Annotated in this window: 13 protein-coding genes; 6 read left to right on the forward strand and 7 right to left on the reverse strand. The window is 71.6% G+C overall.

The annotated features are described in order from the left end of the window. Positions 1-35 precede the first annotated feature (35 nt). From AB0P18_RS01360 to AB0P18_RS01370, 3 genes are read left to right on the forward strand one after another with little or no spacing between them, the layout of a single operon-like run. On the forward strand, positions 36-1,169 hold the full coding sequence (locus AB0P18_RS01360) for a type III polyketide synthase (protein WP_344050458.1): 1,134 nt from the start codon (positions 36-38) through the stop codon (positions 1,167-1,169). Continuing rightward, positions 1,166-1,864 (forward strand): methyltransferase domain-containing protein, encoded by a 699-nt coding sequence (locus AB0P18_RS01365; RefSeq protein ID WP_344050460.1) that lies wholly within the window; start codon positions 1,166-1,168, stop codon positions 1,862-1,864. Before AB0P18_RS01360 ends, AB0P18_RS01365 begins: the two co-directional genes overlap by 4 nt. Beyond that, a complete protein-coding gene (locus tag AB0P18_RS01370; protein ID WP_363358579.1) occupies positions 1,857-3,020 on the forward strand; it encodes an NAD(P)/FAD-dependent oxidoreductase in 1,164 nt (387 codons plus the stop codon). Before AB0P18_RS01365 ends, AB0P18_RS01370 begins: the two co-directional genes overlap by 8 nt. 3 nt (positions 3,021-3,023) lie before the next feature. On the opposite strand, the gene AB0P18_RS01375 is transcribed toward AB0P18_RS01370, so the two are convergent. From AB0P18_RS01375 to AB0P18_RS01405, 7 genes are all read right to left on the reverse strand, one after another. Further along, positions 3,024-3,878, reverse strand: coding sequence for a UbiA family prenyltransferase (locus AB0P18_RS01375; RefSeq protein WP_363358580.1), 855 nt, complete (start codon positions 3,876-3,878; stop codon positions 3,024-3,026). Beyond that, the gene (locus AB0P18_RS01380; protein ID WP_344050466.1) at positions 3,875-4,345 is read right to left on the reverse strand and encodes a hypothetical protein; all 471 of its coding nucleotides are present in this window, start codon (positions 4,343-4,345) and stop codon (positions 3,875-3,877) included. Before AB0P18_RS01380 ends, AB0P18_RS01375 begins: the two co-directional genes overlap by 4 nt. Positions 4,346-4,377: 32 nt before the next feature. After that, entirely contained in the window at positions 4,378-6,582 is a 2,205-nt protein-coding gene (locus AB0P18_RS01385) for an AAA family ATPase (protein WP_363358581.1), read from the reverse strand. A 193-nt stretch (positions 6,583-6,775) separates the two neighbouring features. Continuing rightward, entirely contained in the window at positions 6,776-8,440 is a 1,665-nt protein-coding gene (locus AB0P18_RS01390; RefSeq protein WP_363358582.1) for a SulP family inorganic anion transporter, read from the reverse strand. A gap of 60 nt (positions 8,441-8,500) precedes the next feature. Beyond that, positions 8,501-9,511 carry a helix-turn-helix domain-containing protein gene (locus AB0P18_RS01395; RefSeq protein WP_363358583.1) on the reverse strand — a complete coding sequence of 337 codons (1,011 nt, stop codon included), beginning with the start codon at positions 9,509-9,511 and terminating at the stop codon, positions 8,501-8,503. Positions 9,512-9,821: 310 nt separating this feature from the next. Further along, positions 9,822-11,030, reverse strand: coding sequence for a glycosyltransferase (locus tag AB0P18_RS01400; RefSeq protein ID WP_363358584.1), 1,209 nt, complete (start codon positions 11,028-11,030; stop codon positions 9,822-9,824). A 5-nt stretch (positions 11,031-11,035) separates the two neighbouring features. Beyond that, on the reverse strand, positions 11,036-12,256 hold the full coding sequence (locus tag AB0P18_RS01405; protein WP_363358585.1) for a glycosyltransferase: 1,221 nt from the start codon (positions 12,254-12,256) through the stop codon (positions 11,036-11,038). Positions 12,257-12,527: 271 nt separating this feature from the next. On the opposite strand from AB0P18_RS01405, the gene AB0P18_RS01410 reads away from it, so the two are divergent. The 3 genes from AB0P18_RS01410 (at position 12,528) to AB0P18_RS01420 (ending at position 16,143) form a co-directional block, all read left to right on the forward strand. After that, positions 12,528-13,424, forward strand: a complete 897-nt coding sequence (locus AB0P18_RS01410; RefSeq protein ID WP_363359097.1) for a formylglycine-generating enzyme family protein — start codon at positions 12,528-12,530, stop codon at positions 13,422-13,424. Between the two features lie 42 nt (positions 13,425-13,466). Next, positions 13,467-14,057 carry a hypothetical protein gene (locus AB0P18_RS01415; protein WP_363358586.1) on the forward strand — a complete coding sequence of 197 codons (591 nt, stop codon included), beginning with the start codon at positions 13,467-13,469 and terminating at the stop codon, positions 14,055-14,057. Positions 14,058-14,130: 73 nt separating this feature from the next. After that, on the forward strand, positions 14,131-16,143 hold the full coding sequence (locus AB0P18_RS01420; RefSeq protein ID WP_363358587.1) for a LuxR C-terminal-related transcriptional regulator: 2,013 nt from the start codon (positions 14,131-14,133) through the stop codon (positions 16,141-16,143). Positions 16,144-16,150: the final 7 nt, after the last annotated feature.

Consider the following 16,150-nt stretch of genomic DNA (forward strand, 5'->3'; position numbering starts at 1 on the left):
GCGCCGTCGGGGCGCGCGCAGGCTTATCGTGAAGCATGACCGCACGCATCATGTCGATCGGAACCGCCGTCCCGCCGACCGTGATCACCCAGGAGCGCATCCGCGACTTCTTCGCGGCGCAGCCCGGGATCGATCGGCTCACGCAGCGGCTCATCCGCGCGAGCTTCGACGCGTCCGACATCCGTCGCCGCCATACAGTCATCCCCGAACTCGGCGAAGGCGGGGGCGACGGCATGTTCGTGGACCCCTCCAGCGCGCTGCGCGCCCCCGGAACGGCGCTCCGCAACGCCGAGTACATCCGTCACGCGCCCGAGCTCTCGCGGCAGGCGGCGATGTTCGCGCTCGCGGAAGCCGGAGTGGCGGCATCCGAGATCACGCACGTCGTCACCGTGTCGTGCACCGGATGCTTCGCCCCCGGCCCCGACTTCCGCCTCGTGCGCGACCTCGGACTCTCCCCCTCGGTCGAGCGCTACCACCTCGGTTTCATCGGGTGCGCTGCGGCTTTCCCGGGGTTGCGCGCCGCCGAGCGGTTCTGTGCGGCACAGCCCGAAGCGGTGGTCCTGGTCGTGTGCACCGAGTTGTGCAGCCTGCACATCCGCCCGAGCACCTCGCCCGATCAGATCGTGTCCTCGTCGGTGTTCGCCGACGGGTCGGCCGCGGCCGTCGTGACCGCCCGACCGTCCGAGCGGGCGGGCCTGGACCTCGGCCGCTTCGCCACGACGCTCACCTCCGAGGGTGAGACCGACATGGCCTGGACGATCGGCGACGACGGGTTCGAGATGGTGCTGACCGCCGAAGTGCCGCGCATCATCGGACGGGAGATCAGCGGCGCCGTCGAACGGTTCCTCGACGGCGAGAAGCCGGACGCGTGGGCCGTGCATCCCGGCGGGCGCAGCATCCTGGATCGTGTGGAGTCGGGTCTGGGCCTCGCCCCGGACGCGCTGTCGGCATCGCGGGCCGTGCTGCGCGAATACGGCAACATGTCCAGCGCGACCGTGCTGTTCATCCTCCGTGACATGCTGCACGACGAGTCCGTCGCCGACGGGGCATCCATCGCCGGGCTCGCGTTCGGACCCGGCCTCACCGTCGAGACCGTGCTCCTGACCAAGCGGGCCCCCCTCCGGCAGGACGCCCCCCGCACCGACCAGCGCCTGGCAGTCGCCGGGTGAGCCTCGCCGCGCGCGACCTCGCCCTGCGCGAGCTCATGGACGATCCGGCGTGCGATCCGGACCGGCTGCGCGCGACCCTGCAGCGTTTCGACACGGTCAACCGCCTGGTCTCGGGGTGGGGCCGGGTCTATCGGCGCCGCATCCGCCCGTTCCTCGCCTCGCTCGATCGACCGGCGCGCGTCCTCGACCTCGGTTGCGGCGGCGGCGACGTCGTCGCGCGCCTCGCCGCAGCCGCCGCGCGCGACGGCCTGCGGGCGGAGTGGGTGGGCGCCGACCCCGACCCCCGCGCGATCGAAGTGGCCTCGGCGCGCGCCGGGGGCGCGGTGCGCGTCGAGACCGCGCACAGCGGCGACCTTCTCGCGCGGGGCGAGAGATACGACCTCGTCGTCTCCAATCACGTCCTGCACCACCTCGCCGGGTCTGAGCGCGATGGGTTCGTCGAAGACTCCCGGCGCCTCTCCCGCGGACTCGTGCTGCACGGCGACATCGAGCGGGGCCGCGCGGCGTACGGGCTGTACGCGATCGGGATCACCCCGCTCGCACCGGGGACCTTCCTGCGCACCGACGGGTTGCGCTCCATCCGCCGCAGCTACCGCCGCGATGAGCTCGCCGCGGCGCTCGGCGCACCCTGGCGGGTCGAGCGTCCCGCCCCGTTCCGCCTGCTCGCGACCGCCCGGGGCACCGCCGATGACTGACGTGATCGTCGTCGGGGCGGGCCCGGTCGGCACGGTCCTCGCGGGCGAGCTCGGGCGGCGGGGCGTGACGGTGCGGGTGCTGGAGCGACGAGTGACCGCGGGCGGCGGAACACGGGCGATCGGCCTCCACGCCCCGGTGCTCGCGGCGCTGGAGGAATCGGGGATCACCGAGCAGCTGCTCGCGCGGGCGCTGCGCGTTCCGCGCGGGATCGCGCGCGCCGGCGATCGGGTCCTCGGGGAGGTCCGCTTCGACACGATCTCGGCGCGGTTCCCGTTCGTCGCGACCCTGCCCCAGTCCGAGACCGAGGACGTTCTCGCGGGGGCGTCGATCGCCCCCGAACGCGGGGTCCAGGTGACGGCGGTGCGCCCGCGCGCGGGTGCGGTCACGGTGACCGCAGTGCACCGCGCCGGGCCCGCGGACGGCGCGATCGAGGAGCTCACCGCCCCGATCGTCGTGCTCGCCGGCGGCTGGAGCGCCCGCGCCCTCGCCTACCGCGACGGACGCGTGCCCGCGAAGGTCTACCCCGACCGGTACCTCATGTCCGACATCCCGGTCCCCGACCGCCCCGATGCCCATACGGCCGTCGTGAACCTGTCCCGCGGCGGCGTGCTGGAGTCCTTCCCGATGCCGGGATCCGTGCGTCGCGTGGTCGCCTGGGACGCCGACGCCGATCCCGCGGTCGATTCGCCCGAGGTTCGGATGCAGCGGCTTCGCGCGGCTCTGCGGGCCCGCGGCGAGGGGGCGGTCGCCGATGCCGTGCAGACCGCCACGGCCTTCGGCATCCGACGCGTGTGCGCCCCCGAGCTGCGCCGGGGCCGCCTGTTCGTGATCGGCGATGCCGCGCACGAGGTCAGCCCGATCGGCGGGCAGGGCATGAACCTCGGCCTGCTCGATGCCGTCGGCCTCGCACCCCTCCTCGCACGCTGGGTGCGCACCGGCGCGGCACCGGACGCGGAGCTCGCGGCCTGGGAGCGGCGGCGCGTGGCATCGGCCCGGCGCGCGGGAGCCCTCGCGGCGGTCAACACCCTGCTCGGGCGGCCGCGCGGCGCAGCGGGCGATCTCGTCCGGCGCACCCTGGTGCGCGGGATGCTGGCCCCGCCGCTGGGCCGCGGCTTCGCGTGGGCCTACGCGATGGGGTTGGATGCCGGGGCGTGACCCTCACGCGGCGAGCGCCTGCCCCGTCGCCGCGAGCTGAACGCACAGCAGAAGCGCCGCGAGCATCACGAGCCGGAACACCCACCGGCCGGGCGGCCGGGCGAGCGCGAGCACCAAGCCCGTCACGGCGATCAGCACGACCGCCGCGAACACGGTGATCGCGAGGGGGGAGGGAGCGGCATCCGGCCCGATCAGCACCGCGACCGCCCCGATCGCGAGCGCGGAGGCGGCGAGCACGGCCGAAATCCGCCCGCCGAGGCGGTGCGGCAGGCCTCGCACCCCGGTGCGCGCGTCGTCCTCCAGGTCGGGCAGGACGTTCGTGAGGTGGATCGCCACCCCGAGCGCCGCACCCGCGACCCACGCCCAGCCCGCCGCGAGCGCGGGCGGCTGGGCGGACAGTGTCACGAGGGAGGGCAGCAGCCCGAAGCTCACGACGAAGGGAACGACCGAGAGGGCGGTCTTCTTGAGCCCGGCGTTGTAGGCCCACGCCGAGGCGAGGGCGACGAGGTGCGCGAGGGCCATCCGCCAGCCGAGAACGAGCGAGAGGGCCAGGCCCACGACAAGACACACGGATGCCGCCGCCCACGCGACGCGCACCGACACGTCGCCCCGGGCGATGGGCTTGTCCCGGCGCGCGTTCGCGATGTCGCGCGGTGCGTCGATGGCGTCGTTCGAGATCCCGACCGAGAGCTGGCCTGCCAGGATGGCGAGGCCGAGCACGACGATGCGCCAGGGCTCGAGGCCCGTGGCGAGGCCGAGGACGACCGCGACCGTGGTGACCACGACGCTCGGTCCCGGATGCGTGGAGCGCCAGAGGGCGCCGATGACCGAGGGCTGCCGCCCGGGCGCGGTGCTCACGCGTCGAACGGGCGCCGCCAGCGGACGATCCCGACGACGGCGAGCACGAAGGTCGCGAGGTAGGCCAGGCCGATCACGGCGCCGGCGACCGAGCAGATCGCTGTCGACGCGTCCTGGCTGATCGCCCCGCCGGTCCAGACGGTCAGCGCGGAGTCGAGCGGAGGGCCGTCGCCCGCGTCCGAGACCGTGAGCCCGGCGACGATGAACGCCGCCCACATCACGAAGCTGGCGATGTCGTACCCGAGCCGGGTGGCCTTGCCGCGCCGAACCGTCCGATCGAAGAGCGTGAGGATCGGCGGGATCATCAGCACGGCGATCACGAACAGGCCGTAGACGACGCCGAGCACGGAGAGCCAGCCGAGCTGGGCGCCGACCAGGCCGCGCCCGATGAAGAAGAAGGCCGGCAGCAGCACGGCGGCGACCCATTGCGCAATGAAGACGAAACGGCCGGTGGATGCGATGCGCATCCCCCGACCGTACCTGCCCCTGCCGCCGCAGGTCAGTCTTCGAGCAGCTCCGCCTCGATCACGTCGTCGTCCGCAGGCTCCGCCGGCGCGGCGGGCCCGGCACTGGTGAGCACGAGCGCGGAGTCGTCGGCCGCCACGTCGACGCGCACGAGGTCGCCGTCGTGCACGCCCCCGGACAGGATCGCCATCGCGAGCCGGTCCTGGATCTCGGACTGGATGAGCCGGCGGAGCGGCCGTGCGCCGAAGGCGGGATCGTAGCCGCGCTCGGACAGCCATGCCCGGGCATCCGGAGTGACGGCGAGCGTGAGCCGGCGGTCGCGGAGGCGCCGCTGCAGCGCATCGACGGCGAGCTCGACGATCTGCGCGAGGTCGTCCTGGCTCAGCGCCTGGAAGATCACGATGTCGTCGAGTCGGTTCACGAACTCGGGCTTGAACGCCTGCCGGACCAGCCCCTGCACGGCATCCCGCTTCTGCTCGAGCGTCAGCGTCGGGTCGATCAGGATCGGCGACCCCAGGTTAGACGTGAGGATCAGGATGACGTTCTTGAAGTCGACCGTGCGCCCCTGTCCGTCGGTGAGGCGCCCGTCGTCCATGACCTGCAGCAGCACGTCGAACACTTCGGGGTGGGCCTTCTCGACCTCGTCCAGCAGCACGACCGAGTACGGGCGCCGCCGCACGGCCTCGGTCAGCTGGCCGCCCTGCTCGTAGCCGATGTATCCCGGAGGGGCACCGACCAGGCGCGACACCGAGTGCTTCTCGCCGTACTCGGACATGTCGATGCGCACCATGGCGTGCTCGTCGTCGAACAGGAAGTCCGCGAGCGACTTCGCCAGCTCGGTCTTGCCGACGCCGGTCGGGCCGAGGAACAGGAACGACCCGGTCGGCCGGTCGGGGTCGGAGATGCCCGCGCGCGAGCGGCGCACCGCATCGGCCACCGCCTTGACGGCATCCTTCTGGCCGATCAGGCGCTTGCCCAGCTCGGCCTCCAGATGCACGAGCTTCTCGGTCTCGCCCTGCAGCAGACGACCCACCGGGATGCCGGTCCACGCGGCGATCACCGACGCGATGTCCTCGTCGGTCACCTGGTCGTTGACCATGCGGTCGCCGGCGGGTTCATCGCGCTCGGCGTCGATCAGCTGGCGCTCCAGCGCCGGGATCTCGGCGTACAGCAGCCGGGACGCCTTCTCGAGATTGCCCTCGCGCTGCGCGCGCTCGGCCTCCATGCGCGCGGCGTCGAGCTTGGTCTTCAGGTCGCCGACGCGGTTCAGCGAAGAGCGCTCGCGCTCCCAGCGGCCCTGCAGCTCCCGCAGCTTGTCCTCCTCGGCGGCGAGGTCGTCGCGGAGCTTGGCGAGGCGCTCCTTGGATGCCGCGTCCTTCTCCTTCTTCAGCGCGAGCTCCTCGAGCTTGAGGCGGTCGACGTGGCGACGCAGCTCGTCGATCTCCAGCGGCGCCGAGTCGATCTCCATGCGCAGGCGGGACGCCGCCTCGTCGATCAGGTCGATCGCCTTGTCGGGCAGCTGCCGGGAGGGGATGTACCGGTTGCTGAGGGATGCCGCGGCCACGAGCGCGGCATCCGCGATCGCCACCTTGTGGTGGGCCTCGTACCGTTCCTTGAGTCCGCGGAGGATCGCGACGGTGTCCTCGACCGTGGGCTCGCCGACATAGACCTGCTGGAAGCGGCGCTCGAGCGCGGCATCCTTCTCGATGAACTCGCGGTACTCGTTGAGCGTCGTCGCGCCGATCAGGCGCAGCTCGCCGCGGGCGAGCATGGGCTTGAGCATGTTGGAGGCCGCCACGGAGCCTTCGCCGCCGCCCGCTCCCATGAGCACGTGCAGCTCGTCGATGAACGTGATGATCTGCCCGTCGGACTCGGTGATCTCCTTGAGCACCGCCTTCAGGCGCTCCTCGAACTGCCCGCGGTACATCGCGCCCGCGACGAGCGCGGAGATGTCGAGGGTGATGAGTTCCTTGTTCTTGAGGGACTCGGCGACGTCGCCCGCGACGATGCGCTGGGCGAGGCCCTCGACGACGGCGGTCTTGCCGACGCCGGGCTCGCCGATCAGCACGGGGTTGTTCTTGGTGCGGCGGGTCAGCACCTGACTCACCCGGCGGATCTCGCTGTCGCGTCCGATCACCGGGTCGAGCTTGCCCTGCCGAGCACGGTCGGTGAGGTTGATGCCGAACTGCTCGAGGGCGCTCTGCTGCTCCTCCTGCCCGGGCTGGGGCTGTGCGTTCATGGTGTCTCCTGAAGTCTGTGGTGAGGCTCTCTTCAAAACTTGAGCCTTCTGCACTCAACTTTAGCAGAGCGCCGGCCCCCCGGCAATGGGTCGGCGCTGACCGTGAGACTGCACCGGAACGCCGAGACTCGGGGGAATCCCCTGAGTCTCGGCGCGCGGTTGCAGTCTCGCGGGGCCAGGGTGTCGGTGGGAGTCAGGAGCGAATGCGGGACAGCGCGTCGGCATACGCCTGACGCACGGTCTCGCCGACCCACTCGGTGCTGCGGTACACGTTCGCGGCGCCGAGCTCGTCGCGCAGCCCGCTCGCGACCACCTGGTCGTACACGAGCTTCTCGCTGATCACGAGCACGAGCGCGCCCTCCACCGCCCGCAGCTCCCCCGCGAAGCGTCGCAGCACCTCGATGAGCGACAGGCCGATCTGGTCGGTGCCGCGGAGCCGGATGATGACCGTCGCTCCGCGCGAGCCCTCGTCCACGGTCGGGAGCTGCGAATCGAACACGGGAGCGCTCGCGAAGAACAGACTCCCGTACGGCTGCAGCACCACGACCTGACCGGCCTCGATCCGCGCCGGCGGCGCGCTCTCGCGCATGCGCCCCTGCTCGAGCACGTGCACCTGCCGCACCCGCACGCGGTTGGACTGCTGGGCGACGAACAGGATGATCCCGAGCCCCACCCCGACGAGCACCGCGTACTGCAACGGGATCACGAGGGTGAGCCCGAAGGTGACCGCCATGATCGCGGTGGGAAGGGGTCCGCTCTTGACGACCGAGTAGATCCGGCTCGGCTTGACCGCCCCGATGCCGACGACGATCAGCAGACCCGCGAGGGCCGGCATCGCGATGTAGCTGACGAGATCGGAGGCGAAGAAGATCACGAGCGTCATGACGATGCCGGCGAACACGAAAGCGAGGCGGGTCTTCGCCCCCGCTTGGACGATGAGCGACGAACCCGACATCGACCCGCCCACCGGCATCCCCTGGAAGATCCCCGCCACGAGATTGCCGGCACCCTGCCCCACGAAGTCGCGCGACGAGTCCGCGGGGCGCCCGTCGGCGGTCGGGAGCCCTGCCGAGACCGCGGCGCCCTGCACGAGCCCGACGAAGGCGAGCGAGAGCGCGGGCAGCAGGAGGAACAGCACGTCGTCGACGTTCGGCAGCACGGGCGCCGGTAGGCCGTTGGGCACGTCCACGACATCGTCGAGGAGCACGACGGGCTCGGCCACCCACACGTTCAGCAAGGCCGCGAATCCGGATCCGATCACGACCGCGATCACGAGACCGAGCGATCCCACCGGGGTGAGGCGGAACAGGTAGATCAGTCCGATCGCGACCAGCCCGACCGCGACGGCGGCGGCGCTCCACTGCGGGATGTGCAGGAGCAGATCGACGAGCTTGAACAGGCGGTTCGACCCCTCCGAGGCGAAGCCGGTGAAGTTCGACAGCTGGCCGAGCACGATGTTCACGCCGACCGCGGTGACGAATCCGGTCATGACCGGGGTCGGGACGAAGCGGACGAGCCGCCCGCCGCCGAGGAGCCCGGCGATGATCATCACGATCCCCGTCATGATCGCGAGCGTGTACAGCGCCCGGTCGGGGTCAGCGCGGCTCTGCAGGTCGGAGTCCGAGACGATGAGCGCCATCGCGCCGGTCGCCTGCACCGCCATGAACGTGCTGCTGGTGAAGAACGCCGCACCGATCATCCCGAACAGGTAGGCGTAGAGACCGGCGAGCGGGTTGATGCCGGCGAGAAGCCCCGCCGCGAGCCCGTCGGGGACCGCCTCGACGCCCAGCACGAGTCCGGAGACGGCGTCCTTGCCGATCGTACTGCGGGAGAAGAGCCTCCCGAACCCCACGCGCACGCTCACACGCTATCGGCGACGTTCTGCCCGCGCCTCGCCCGGATCAGGTGAGACGTCGGCTCACGCGGCCGACCCGGCGAGCTCCTCCGCGCGCCGCTCGAGCGCCGACCCGCCCGTTCCGATCTCGCAGCAGAACGTGTTGCGGTAGGCGGTCGGGGTCGTGCCGAGCACGCGGGTGAAGTTCTGACGCAGAACGGATGCGGACCCGAAACCGCATTCCTCGGCGATGCGGTCCAGCCCGTAGTCCGTCTGTTCCAGGAGTCGCTGCGCGTGGATGATCCGCTGGCGTCCGAGCCAGGACGCGGGGGTGGTCCCGTAGTCGGCCTTGAAGCGGCGGGCGAACGTGCGCGCCGACATGTGCGCCTTCGCGGCGAGCTGGTCGACCGTGAGGTCCGCACGCAGGTTCTCCAGCATCCAATCGGTGACGGGCGCGAGCGACAGGCTCGAGACCTCCGGCAGGGGGCGCTGGATGTACTGCGCCTGCCCGCCGTCGCGCTGCGGCGGCACGACCATTCGACGGGCGATCGTGTTCGTCATCTCCGCGCCGAGCTCCTGCCGCAGCAGGTGCAGGCAGGCGTCCAGTCCCGCCGCGGTGCCTGCGCTCGTGATGATGCGACCGTCCTGGACGTACAGCACGTCGGGGTCGACCTCGATCGCCGGATACATGCGGGCCATCGTGTCGGCGTACATCCAGTGGGTGGTCGCCTTGCGGCCGTCCAGGACGCCGGACTGCGCGAGGATGAACGATCCGCTGCACACGCTCAGCAGCCACGCGTCGCGCGCGGCGGCGTCGCGGACGACGTCGAGCACGCGGGGGTCGGTGTTGTCCCACCACTCGCGCGGAGTCGGCGAGACGACCACGAGGTCTGCCGTGTACGCGAACGACAGGTCGTCGTCGACGTTGAGTGAGAAGCCGAGCTTCGAGGTGACGACGCCGGGCGTCGGCGTCACGACCTTGAAGTCGAAGTTCGGGATGCCGTCATCCGAGCGATCGAGGCCGAACGCCTCGCACGCGACCCCGAATTCGAACGGCGCGAAACCGTCTTGGACGATGACGGCGACGGTCTTCATGGTGACTCCCGGGCGTTGGCAGTATTCGAACGATAGGTGTCCATCCTGCCACTATTGGCAGGATCAGGTCAAGCGTAGCGTTTCTGCCATGTTGATGATGATTGCTCTTGCAGCCCTGTCCGCCTACGCGATCGGCGCCTCGATCGTCTCTCTTCGCAACGACGGCTACCGTCGGATTCCGACCGACCGCACCCGCCTGCCCTGACCGTCGCGCGCCGCGCGTGCCGAACGACTGCTGGTCGGGGCGCGTGATGTCGTGGCACCCCGCTCCGCGGCGACTTCTGCCCCAGCCGGCAGTGATTCGGGCCGATCAGCCCGCGATCACCCGCTCGTAGATCTCGACCATGGCCGCCGTCCGCGAGGACTGCCGGAAGCGCTCGCGGATCGACGGGTCAGGCGCGGGGGCCGCATCGGCGGAGATGGCAGCTGCCGCGACGCGCAGGGTGTCGGCGAGCGCGGAGACCGAGCCGTCGGCGACCGACCAGAACCCTGCCCCGAGCTCGTCGGCGATGTCGGGGTCGCTGATCACGGCGGGCGTGCCGAGCGCGGCGGCTTCGAACACGGTCATGCCCTGCGTCTCGAAGCCGATCGAGGTCTGCACGACCGCGTCGGCCGCGGCGATCCGGCGCAGCGTCTGTGCGTACGGCAAGCGCCCCGCGAACGAGACCGTGCCGGCCAGATCGTGGCGCTGCACGAGGCGGCGCGCCGCCTTCTCCTGACCTCCTCCGCCGATGATCTCGACGTCGGCGTCGATGCGGGCTTGTGCGAGGGCCTCGAGGAAGGGAAGCAGCCTCTTCTCCGGGCTCATCCGTCCCAGCCACACGAAGCGCGGGCGTCCGGGCAGCCGCTCGGCCGCGTCGCCGAGCGCGGCATCCAGCACATCGTCGTCGATGCCGTTCCACACGTCGATCACGCGCTCCCCGACGAGGGAGAGCGCGCCGTGCTCGTCGAGCCGGCGCGCGAAGTGCGCGGAGGGCGCCGTGACCGCGTGCGAGCGCGCGGCGAAGCGCCGGAGATACGCCCAGCCGTCACCGCCGTCCTGGACACGGCCCGGGACGTCACGCAGCGCGCGTCGCTGCCAGCGGTTCAGAGCGCGGAGCACGAGACGGGGGAAGGGGGCGGTGGCGTGGATGCCGACATCCACGCGGTTGTGCATCGTGTGGACGACCGGCAGCCCGTGCCGGGCCGCGAACCGGTGCCCGGTGAACGCGCCCCAGAAGTCCGCCTGCACATGCACGACGTCCACGGGTGGCAGGCCGCGCAGCGCGGCATCCACGAATCCGTCGGTGCGGGAGCCCGGCCACGACAGCGAATACTCGCGGTCGGGGGTGATCGCGATCGAGGGGGTGTCCACGTAGGCCGGGTCCGGGGAGAACCCGGCCCGGGGCCCGTGCATCTTCGGCGCCACGATCGTCACGGTGTGCCCGGCGCGCTCGAGGAACCGCCGCTGCAGGCGCATGGAGACCTGCGCCCCGCCGAGCGATTCGACGTGCTGGTCGCCGAACATCACGACGTGCATCGGGCCTACGCCGGGAGCGGTTCGGCGCGGTAGAGCGCCTCGAACGTGTCGAGCGTGCGGTTGATGTCGTGGATCGCAACGCCGTCCAGCGACGCCTGCTGCATACGGAGACGCTCCGCCGGGGCCGCCGTGAGCACGTCGGTCAGGCGCGCGGCGAGCTCTTCGTCGTTGCCGGGCTCGAACAGGTAACCGTTCTCACCGTCGTGGACCAGGTGCGGCAGCGCGACCGCGTTCGCTGCGACGATCGGAAGCCCGGATGCCATGGCCTCCATCGTCGCGATCGACTGCAGCTCGGCGATCGAGGCGATCGCGAACAGGCTCGCCTGGCTGTACAGCGTGCGCAGCTCCTCTTCGGGCGCGTGCCCGTGGAAGGTGACGCGCTCGTCGAGACCGAGCGTGTGCCGGAGCTGTTCGAGGTTCTTGCGCTGATCCCCACCGCCGACGAGGTCGACGTGGACGTCGAGCGCCGGATCGAGCCGGGCGACGGCCTTCAGCAGGACGTCGATGTGCTTCTCCGTCGTCAGGCGTCCGACGAACAGGATGCGGTTCTGCGCGCGGGGCGTGAGATCGGGCCGATAGTTGGACCTGTCGATCCCGCAGCTGATCGGGATGACGTCCGCGATCTCGATCGTGGACTCCAGGAAGTCCGCGGCGCGGCGCGTGGGCGTCGTGACGGCGCGGGTCAGATCGAACGTCCGCTTCGCGTCGGCCCACGCGAGCTTCACCACGACGCGGTTCAGCGCGTCGGGGAGCGTCGTGAAGTCGAGGATGTTCTCGGCCATCACGTGGTTCGTCGCGACGATCGGGATGCCGCGCTTGGACGCTTCGCGGGACAGGCCGCGTCCGATCACGATGTGCGACTGGATGTGCACGACGTCCGGCTGCACCTCGTCGAGGACCTTGCGCGAATAGTGCTTGGCCATCCACGGGAAGACGAAGGTCAGCCAGTCGTGGGGCAGATAGCGGTGCGACGGGATGCGGTGCATCGTCATGGGCTGCCCCTCGATGACCTCGACCCGCGTGCCGTGGTCGTGGCGCTGCGCGGCGGGGGCCATCACGTGCACGTTGTGCCCGCGGGCGACGAGCCCGGCGGCGAGGCGCTCGGCGAAGCGGGCCGCGCCGTTCACATGCGGGGAGAACGTGTCGGCACCGATCAGGATCGTGAGGGGTCGGCGTTCGTCGGGGCCGGCGGGGCGGGGATCGTCGGGCGTCTCGGACGGGGTCACGGGATGCGGGTTGCCAATCTCTGCGGCGGGGGCGGGTCGCACGAGGGGGTGCCGGTGCCCCTCAACTGTACCTGAGCGCCCTTTCCGGCCCCTGGACGCGGGCCGGACCGCCGCACCGCGTGAAACACCGGGGCGATATCGACCTGTTGCCGCGCACCGAGCGCCGCATGACGCGATTTCTCCCCGGCCCTTCACCGCAGCACGCGCAGACGGGCCGCACGCGCTCCCCCGTTACCCTGGCTGCATGCCCGCAGAGCGCCCCGCCGACGACATGGTGCGCATCCCCGGTGGCGCCTTCCTGATGGGGTCGGAGGACTTCTACCCCGACGAGCGGCCCGTGCACGAGCGCGACGTCGCCGCATTCGACCTCGACCGGCATCCCGTCACGAACGAGGAGTTCGCGGCTTTCGTCGCCGACACGGGGTACGTGACGATCGCCGAGCGCGGACTCGATGCGGCGGAGTTCCCGAACCTGTCCCCCGCCGAGCTCGCGCCCGGGTCCATGGTCTTCACGCCCACCCCCGGACCGGTCGACCTGTCGGACTGGCGCGCCTGGTGGCGCTGGCAGCCGGGCGCCTCATGGCGCCACCCGCAGGGACCCGGCTCGGGCATCCACGAGCGGCTGCGGCATCCGGTGGTCCATGTGGCGTTCGCGGATGCCGAGGCCTACGCCGCCTGGGCGGGCAAGCGGCTGCCCACGGAGGTCGAGCACGAGTTCGCCGCGCAGGGCGGTACGTCGGGAACGCGGTACGCGTGGGGCGATGACCCCTTCCCGGGCGGGATCCCGCAGGCGCACACGTGGATCGGCCACTTCCCGTACGACGCGCGAGGGGACTTCGGCGGAGGGACCGCGCCGGTCGGGACGTATCCGCCGAATGCCTACGGCGCGGTCGACCTCATCGGCAACGTGTGGGAGTGGACGAGCGACTACTACACCCCGCGGCACCTGCGCCTGTCCGACCGCCCCGTGGATGCCGGCAGGCGGACGAACCTGCTCGCGACGGCGAGCGCCGAGCCCGGGTTCCGCACGCCGCGGCGCGTGCTCAAGGGCGGATCGCAGCTGTGCGCGATGGAGTACTGCGTGCGATTCCGGCCCGCGGCCCGCTCCCCGCAAGCGGAGGACACCGGGATGTCGCACATCGGCTTCCGCTGCGCGCGGGACGTCTGACTCCCCCAGCGTCTGCATAGGGGTCTCACCTACTCTGGAGGCATGGCCCGACTGCAGGCAGACGCCGACAAGACCCGCTGGGTGGCGGTCACCGATTCGTTCGGTTTCGGCGGGCGGCGCCATCGCAAAGCCGCGATCCGGATGCTCCTGACACAGGCGAATCAGGCCCTCGGCGTGCAGTCCCGCCCGGGTGGGGGACTCGCGGCGTGGGCGATGAGCCAGGCGACGCCGTTCCTCATGCGCCGCGCCGCCGGGCGCGTCCTCGTCTGGGTGTGGAAGGCCGATCCCGAGCTTCTCGTGGTGATGGCGCAGGTGCAGGAGGCGACCGCGCAGCTGCGCGCCGCCCGGGCGAGCATGCCGATGGAGTACGACGACACCGAGACGTTCCGCGGGACCTACCTCGGCGTCGGCGAGAAACTCGCGATGCCGCTGCCGAAAGATCCGCGCACCCCGCCGTTCGCGACCTACACGTGGGACACCGGCACCCACTTCGTGACCGTGACGGCGGTGTGCAGCGACCGTGAGCGGTTCGGCACGGTGATCGGAGCCGTGGACGAGCTCGCCCGGAGCCTTCGGATCAGCGACGACGTCGCACTCGGCGAGACCCCCGACGTCCTGCGCATCGAGCCCTAGCAGCACCGGCTAATGTATGCCTGCGGCCATCGACGCCGCAGGTGACGTGCGCTTCCGGGGGAAAGGGACCGCCATGCTCCGCTCCATGGTCGAGCGACCGCTGAACGAGGCTCTCGTGGGCCGCGACGGCTTCGTCGCCCTGATCGCCACTGCCGGTGCGGGCAAGACCACTCTGCTGCGTCAGTGGGAGGCCGCCGACTCCCGCCCGTTCATCCGGCTGGCCGCGGCGGACGCTTCTGACGCGGTCGCGATCGTCACGGGGGCGACCGGGCCCGTCGTCGTCGTGCTGGACGACGTGCACCGGCATCCCGACGGCGGCGCGTTCGTGGTCCGCTCCCTCGCCGAGCTCACGCTGCAGCCCGGGATCGCCGTCGTCGTCTCAGGTCGGGCCGTTGACCGGCGCGCGCTGACGGCGATGCGGCTCCGGCCCGACCTGGTCGACCTCTCCGACGCCGACCTCGCCCTCGACGAACGCGCCGCGCGCGAGGTACTGGGCGGGCACGTGGGCGAAGAGGAGCTTCGTCGTGTCCTGCGCCGCACGCGCGGGTGGGCGGCGGGACTCCAGCTGGCGCGCGTGGCGCTCGGCCGTCGCAGCGGCGACGAGGACCCCGAGTTCACCGGGGCGGATCGCGTGGTCCGCGATTACCTGCAGTCCGAGGTCCTGGACGACCTGGGCGACGAGCTCACAGGCTTCCTGCTGCACTGCGCACCGTTCGACGAGCTCAGCGGTCCGCTGTGCGACGCCGTGCGCGGGTCGAGCGATTCGCAGGAGCTCCTGGAGCGACTCGAGCGCGAGCACCTCTTCGTGAGCGCCCTGGACCGCGAGGGACGCAGGTTCGGCTGGCTCCCCCTCGCGCGCGAAGCGCTCGCGGCCGAGCTGGACCGCCGTGACCCCACCGAGGCGAAGCGCCTGCGCACGGTCGGCGCCGACTGGCTCGCCGCCCACGGCGACGCCCGGACCGCCCTCGCGCTGCGACTGGCGAACGGCGACCGGGAGCAGGCACTGCACTTGCTCTCGGAGGTCGTCCTCCCGATGTTCTACGCCGGACAGCTCGAGGAGATCGTCGGGATCATCCACGCCATCGGCCCCGACATCGCCATCACGCACGGCTACTTGGCCACGATGTTCGCGTACGCCGGCATGATGACCGGCGACGAGGTGTGCGCACGGCGGTGGACCAAGGCGGCGGGCGACTTCTACCAGGTCCACTCGTTCGGCGACGGCGACGAGCAGGTCGCCTTCCTCGCGCTGCGCGCCCACCTGTGCGCAGACGGCGTGCAGCGGATGCGGCGCGATGCGGAGGCCGCGCGGGTCAGGGTGAAGGAATCCAGCCCCTGGCGCGCGCCCGTCCTCATGATGAGCGGCATCGCGGCGGGGCTGTGCGGCGATGCCCGGGCCGCCCACCGGCTCCTCGAGGAGGCCGCGCACGTGAGCGCCGAGCTGCGCGCGACGCCGGCCCTGATGCTCGCGCTGTCGGAGCGCATCGAACTGGATTCCGGGCGCGTGAGCGCCGACGCGATCGCGCACGCCGTCGATGCGGCGGAGGGCGGCCCGTTCACCCATTATCCGCACGCCGCCCTCGGGTACGCGCTGCGGGCGGAGGCGGCGGCGATCGCCGGGGACAAGGATGCCGCGCACCGCGATCTGCTGCGCGCCCACGGCTATCGCGCCGCGCTCGGCCGCGAGCTGCCGTGGCTCGCGGTCCAGGTGCGGCTGCGGATCGCGCGGGCGACCGCGTCGCTCGGGGATCCGGCGGGAGCCCGCCTCGTGCTCGCCGAAGCGGAGGAGATCCTCGGCGGGCTCGCCGAGACCGGCATCCTGAAGAGGCAGGCCGCCGACCTCGCGGCCGCTCTGCGCCCCCTCGGGGGCACCGACGCTGTCGGCGCGAGCCTGCTCACGAGCGCCGAGCTGCGCCTCCTGCCCCTGCTGCCCAGCCACTTGTCGTTCGAGGAGATCGGCGACCGCCTGCACCTGTCGCGCAACACGATCAAGACGCAGGCGCGGTCGGTCTACCGCAAGCTCGGGGTCACCTCGCGGTCCGAGGCGGTCCAGCACGCGACCCAGCTCGGCCTCGTCAGCGCCTGAGCCTGGA

Origin of the sequence: Microbacterium sp. NPDC064584 (assembly GCF_040687315.1) — a bacterium.
GTDB lineage: Bacteria > Actinomycetota > Actinomycetes > Actinomycetales > Microbacteriaceae > Microbacterium > Microbacterium lacus.

Coding starts and splice junctions, on each gene's coding strand:
- AB0P18_RS01360 (WP_344050458.1), top strand. CDS start 36: ATGACCGCACGCATCATGTCGATCGGAACCGCCGTCCCGCCGACCGTG.
- AB0P18_RS01370 (WP_363358579.1), top strand. CDS start 1,857: ATGACTGACGTGATCGTCGTCGGGGCGGGCCCGGTCGGCACGGTCCTC.
- AB0P18_RS01380 (WP_344050466.1), bottom strand. CDS start 4,345: ATGCGCATCGCATCCACCGGCCGTTTCGTCTTCATTGCGCAATGGGTC.
- AB0P18_RS01385 (WP_363358581.1), bottom strand. CDS start 6,582: ATGAACGCACAGCCCCAGCCCGGGCAGGAGGAGCAGCAGAGCGCCCTC.
- AB0P18_RS01395 (WP_363358583.1), bottom strand. CDS start 9,511: ATGAAGACCGTCGCCGTCATCGTCCAAGACGGTTTCGCGCCGTTCGAA.
- AB0P18_RS01400 (WP_363358584.1), bottom strand. CDS start 11,030: ATGCACGTCGTGATGTTCGGCGACCAGCACGTCGAATCGCTCGGCGGG.
- AB0P18_RS01410 (WP_363359097.1), top strand. CDS start 12,528: ATGGTGCGCATCCCCGGTGGCGCCTTCCTGATGGGGTCGGAGGACTTC.
- AB0P18_RS01415 (WP_363358586.1), top strand. CDS start 13,467: ATGGCCCGACTGCAGGCAGACGCCGACAAGACCCGCTGGGTGGCGGTC.
- AB0P18_RS01420 (WP_363358587.1), top strand. CDS start 14,131: ATGCTCCGCTCCATGGTCGAGCGACCGCTGAACGAGGCTCTCGTGGGC.